The organism is Neobacillus sp. 19 (assembly GCF_049463095.1).
Lineage (GTDB): Bacteria > Bacillota > Bacilli > Bacillales > Cytobacillaceae > Neobacillus.
On record NZ_JBMPZU010000049.1, the window covers coordinates 1 to 4,343 of the forward strand.

At 39.6% G+C, this 4,343-nt stretch carries 5 protein-coding genes and 1 pseudogene; 2 read left to right on the forward strand and 4 right to left on the reverse strand.

Annotation, left to right across the window (positions count from 1 at the left end):
• Positions 1–183: 183 nt before the first annotated feature.
• Positions 184–414, reverse strand: coding sequence for a hypothetical protein (locus ACO1D1_RS15080; RefSeq protein ID WP_149868141.1), 231 nt, complete (start codon positions 412–414; stop codon positions 184–186).
• A 142-nt stretch (positions 415–556) separates the two neighbouring features.
• Here ACO1D1_RS15080 and pdaB point away from each other — a divergent pair, with 142 nt between their 5' ends.
• Positions 557–1,309: a polysaccharide deacetylase family sporulation protein PdaB gene (gene pdaB, locus ACO1D1_RS15085; RefSeq protein ID WP_149868140.1), complete on the forward strand. Its 753-nt coding sequence runs from the start codon at positions 557–559 to the stop codon at positions 1,307–1,309.
• A gap of 22 nt (positions 1,310–1,331) precedes the next feature.
• On the opposite strand, the gene ACO1D1_RS15090 is transcribed toward pdaB, so the two are convergent.
• Positions 1,332–2,021 carry a KinB-signaling pathway activation protein gene (locus ACO1D1_RS15090; RefSeq protein ID WP_423336388.1) on the reverse strand — a complete coding sequence of 230 codons (690 nt, stop codon included), beginning with the start codon at positions 2,019–2,021 and terminating at the stop codon, positions 1,332–1,334.
• Between the two features lie 149 nt (positions 2,022–2,170).
• On the opposite strand from ACO1D1_RS15090, the gene gerD reads away from it, so the two are divergent.
• Complete coding sequence (gene gerD / locus ACO1D1_RS15095) at positions 2,171–2,785, forward strand: spore germination lipoprotein GerD (RefSeq protein WP_423336389.1); 615 nt, start codon at positions 2,171–2,173, stop codon at positions 2,783–2,785.
• 97 nt (positions 2,786–2,882) lie between these two features.
• Here gerD and ACO1D1_RS15100 read toward each other — a convergent pair whose 3' ends face one another.
• Both ACO1D1_RS15100 and ACO1D1_RS15105 read right to left on the reverse strand, forming a co-directional pair.
• Positions 2,883–3,935, reverse strand: a complete 1,053-nt coding sequence (locus ACO1D1_RS15100; RefSeq protein WP_149868139.1) for an Mrp/NBP35 family ATP-binding protein — start codon at positions 3,933–3,935, stop codon at positions 2,883–2,885.
• Between the two features lie 180 nt (positions 3,936–4,115).
• Positions 4,116–4,343 (reverse strand): annotated as a pseudogene (locus ACO1D1_RS15105) (hypothetical protein); the annotation flags it as partial.

Below are 4,343 nucleotides of genomic sequence, written 5' to 3' on the forward strand. Positions count from 1 at the left end.
TCAAGGATCAATTTCTTTATCGCCTTAAAGCGACCTTCTTAATATATCATCTGCTATTTGTAATGTCAACAACTTTTTTTAAATTGTTTTTTTACTGTCAGCAGCGACGTTTATTACTATAACAAGTTTATCAAATAGTGTCAACGCTTTTTATAAAAAAATATTGAGAGATTTTTCGATACCTTATCCTTTTTTTCTGTCCTTCTTCCCTCTTCTCATATATTTCAGGCATTCATTAGGAGAGGCTACCCTTCTAAATAACGCAAATAGGATTTTATATCTCTCTTCCATTGCCCTTTTGACAATATGATCAATTCTGTCATCTCTTAAATCAAATAAAATTTCATCCATTTCTCGTTTAATTAGGTATTCCATCTCTTTTACTTCTTTCTGATTAATTAGAAGTCCAAACATCGAATTACCCCCAGCAAAATTTCTAGTTATAGTAGTCATTTCCAATTATTGATAAATTATAATAAAAATTCTTTAATCATATTTTAAAAAATACAAGCATAGATTTGAGTCAAGGATGGTATTGGACGAGGTGGGATTCAGAATGAATTTCTTTTTTGTATTAAACGGGAAGGCTTTAAAGAATGTAGGTTTGATTTTAATTGCCGCTTTTTTTACTGCTTGGTTTCTTTACGTGGAGAACATGGCACAAATTCCTGTCTTTTCAACTAAGGAGGGCTCTAAGGCTATTTATCGCGGAGAGAAAGACCTTGCGCTAACGTTCAATATTGGCTGGGGAGATGAAAAGGCTGAACCGATTTTAGATATATTAAAAAAGGAAAATGTGAAATCGGCTACCTTTTTCTTAGCAGGTTCTTGGGCTGAACGGCACCCCGACACAGTCAGCCGGATTGTAAAAGAGGGATATGAAATTGGTATTCTTGGCTATGACTATGAAGATTATGAGGATTTAGAAGATGGCAAAATTGCCAGGGATATTTCAAAAGCCCAAGAAGCATTTACAAAGTTAAATGTGAAGGATATTAAGCTTTTACGTGCACCGACAGGGCATTTCGATGAACGTACGCTGAAAATTGCCAAAAGGTATGGGTATACGGTTGTCCATTGGAAAGTTGATTCAAAGGATTGGCAAAATCCCGGGGTAGAAAAAATCGTTGAAAATGTAAAAAAAGCAGAAAAGGGGGATATTATTCTCCTGCACGCCTCAGATGCCGCTAAACAAACGGCAAAAGCCTTGCCGCTGATTTTAGCAGATATTCGACAAAAAGGATTAAAGCTCGTATCCGTTTCTGAAATGATCGCAAACGGGGACGTTCAATCAAACGAAATTAGATAATGCACATCGAAAAAACCGCCCATTAGATGGACGGTTTTTTTGTCATTTTCTTCTTTTTCTTATTCTTTTCTGCAACAGGGCCAGTTTGTTTTATACGACTTTGTCTTTCCTGCTCCGATTGTGCATTCAATTTATGAAGAATTAATAATTGATATGCATTACAAGCCAGTAAAGCAATGGCCATTAAATAGAACCAGTTTTCAGCATTTTCCCTTAAAACAGGAACCCACTCCACTAATGTAGCAACAATCATAAAGAACAAAGCCGGAATAAACGCCGCACGATTGGTTTCCTTACTTTTTAGCCAAGCCACTGCCAGCCCGACAACTAATAAGAGGAGAGCTGGTACAAAAAAGGGCAAAATCGAGTCACCCGTTTTGGCAAAGTTGATATACCGTAAATAGACGAGATCAAACAGACCAAAGAGAATAAGAACGATTTGAACAGCGTTCCATAAGGAAGCGGATTTAAAGATGCCCAATCCAAACCGATGGATGGTTAAATACGCAAAAAAGCCCATTTGACTAATGACACTAAAGAGAAAGCCCATAAGCATTAACCAAGCGATGGCTGAAATTATATCCAGGATTTTAAAATCAATAAAAAAAGACTGCAGCAATTGCCAGCGTACAAACAACCCAAAAATAACTGTCGTGACCCCGCCAACAACTAATGTATTTTTAAAAAGCTTTACCAAATTACGGCTTGTCACACTAGAAACCCCCAAGAAACAAAAATAAAATCCATACTGATTGTACCAATCTATATATGAAAAATCCATAATTTCATTTACTAACGAATAATCTCCATCATTTTTCTTCATCCTAAAATTAAGGATTGATATGTGAAAGGAGCTTGAAAATGAAAGGTAAAAGTATGTTGCTCCTCCTGCCCGTCATGTTATTTCTGGCAAGCTGTTCTGCTACTGATACAAGCAGCGGAGGGCAGATCGATTATGATCAAACGAAAAAAATGGTTGTGGATATTCTCAAAACAGATGATGGAAAAAAGGCCATTCAGCAAGTAATGGACGATGATAAGATGAAGGAAAAGCTGGTGATGGATCAACAAGTAGTCGCCACCACCATCGAACAAACCTTAACATCAGATAAGGCAACTGAATTTTGGAAAAAGACATTCAGCGATGCTAAATTTGCTAAAGGCGTTGCCAAAAACATGCGGTCCGAGAATGAAAAATTATTGAAGGATTTAATGAATGACCCAGAGTATAGAGGTATGATGATTGAAGTTTTTAAAGAACCTGAAATTCAGAAGGAAATGGCAGATGCCTTAAAAAGTAAGGAATACCGCGAGCATCTGCAAAAAGTCATTTCCGAAACCCTTGACAGTCCTCTGTTCCGAGCTAAAATGGAAGAATTACTGTTGAAGGCAGCCGAGGAAACAAAAAACAAGTCCAGCAGCAAGGACGGGGGCTCGGATCAAGGCGGCAGCGACAATAAATCAGGCGGCAGTTAATTTTGAAATGCCCCAGCCCCCAGTCAATTCTTAAAGGCGAAATTCAATCTGAATCAAAAGGCCTCTTCTTACTATAAAGAAGAGGCCTTTTGTTTGCTTATTTTTTCAGAAGGCTTGCGACCTTTTCAGCAATCTCTAAATAAATTTTTCCGATTTGGTGATCTTCCTGATAAACGGATGGAGCAAAGTCATCATCGTTCCAATCAGGCTGGTTAAGCGGCAAGCGGCCAAGAACTTCTGTATTTAATTCCTCAGCTAATTTATCTCCACCGCCGCGGCCGAATACATATTCCTTTTCGCCCGTTAGCTTGCTTTCAAAATAAGCCATATTTTCAATCACGCCAAGCACCTCATGCTCGGTCCTTAGAGCCATTGCACCTGCACGGGCAGCAACAAAGGCAGCCGTTGGATGCGGTGTGGTTACGATGATTTCCTTACATGCAGGAAGCATCGTGTGAACATCAAGGGCAACGTCTCCTGTTCCCGGCGGTAAATCTAATAGTAAATAATCAATTTCTCCCCACTCCACCTCATTGAAGAAACTGTTTAACATTTTTCCAAGCATTGGTCCGCGCCAAATAATTGGGGCATTGTCTTCCACAAAGAACCCCATCGAAATAACTTGTACACCAAAACGTTCAACAGGGATAATCTTTTCACCGCGTACAACAGGCCGTTTGGTAATACCCATCATATCAGGTACGCTGAAACCGTAAATATCCGCATCAATCAAGCCGACCTTTTTCCCTAGGCGGGCCAGTGCGACAGCAAGGTTCACAGAAACGGTTGATTTCCCTACCCCGCCTTTTCCACTGGCAATCGCAATAAAAGTCGTATCTGTTGAATTAAGAAGATTTTTCTCTTTTTCAGGCTCTGCCTGGCGGTTAGCAGCTAATACTTCTTCTGGAAGCTCGCTAAAACGAATACCGACTGTTGCCGCTCCGGCTTCTTTTAAAAGGTTAACGATTTGCGTTTGCAGCTGCAGCTGTTCACTTGTACCGGTTCTGGCGATCTGCACCTTCACACTGACATGGTTTTTTTCCTCTTTAATTTTAATTTCCTCAATAGCATTTAGTTCTGCTAATGTTTTATGTAAAAATGGTTCTTTGAGGCCGCCAAGAACCTCACGGATTCTCACATCTGTTAACATAATAAACACCTCACCTATTGAATTCGTTTCCATCTCTCAGTATACCATAACCTATTGGCGAAACAGTTAACTGAATCACACTATTATAGAGAAAAGCGCAAGCGCTCTGGTTAGCGGGCGCTGGAGGCGGACATTTCTCAATGCCCTTATACATAAAAATGGAGGGTGTTTCCACCCCCCTTAATCTGTTTCTTTTAGTTCCTTTTCATTCGTAAAATAGCGCAAGATTCCCATGTTAATGGATGCTGCCACTTTTTCCTGATAGTCATCTTTCTTTAATAATGCCTTTTCACCAGGTGAAGCGGCGCACGAAAAACGCGAAAGCGTTTCACTATAAATGCGAAAACGCCTATCTAGGTTGTTGGGTTTTGGGTTAATATCGGCTTCACAACCGAACCAAGCTACAGG